Source organism: Mesorhizobium caraganae (genome assembly GCF_016836705.1).
GTDB lineage: Bacteria > Pseudomonadota > Alphaproteobacteria > Rhizobiales > Rhizobiaceae > Mesorhizobium > Mesorhizobium caraganae.
Map to the genome: position 1 here is coordinate 1 of NZ_JAFCGY010000169.1, position 416 is coordinate 416.

The 416-nt window shown below is 55.5% G+C and carries 1 protein-coding gene; it reads right to left on the reverse strand.

Annotation, left to right across the window (positions count from 1 at the left end; all coding sequences use genetic code 11):
- Window positions 1-416 (reverse strand): molybdopterin-dependent oxidoreductase (locus JQK88_RS35805; protein WP_203281305.1); only part of this gene is annotated, 416 nt, incomplete at both ends.

Sequence of the window (416 nt, forward strand, 5' to 3'; positions counted from 1 at the left end):
GTCGATCAAGTGTCCGGTATAGCGAGATTTATCCGCCATCGGCGACAGCAGTTCTTCCGCAGTCACGGTTTCATAACGCCACTGGCTGGAGTGGTTATAGAAATAAGAGGTACTGTTCATGTGACGCGCCGGACGCTGCCAGTCGAGGGCAAACGCCAGCGGCTGCCAGCCGGTTTGCGGACGCAGTTTTTCCTGACCTACATAGTGCGCCCAGCCGCCCCCGCTCTGACCGACACAACCGCAGAAAATCAGCATGTTGATCAGACCACGATAGTTCATGTCCAGGTGATACCAGTGGTTCAGCCCAGCGCCGACGATAATCATCGAACGACCGTGCGTTTTATCAGCGTTATCGGCAAATTCACGGGCGATGCGAATAATCTGGCTGCGAGAAACGCCGGTAATCTGCTCTGCCC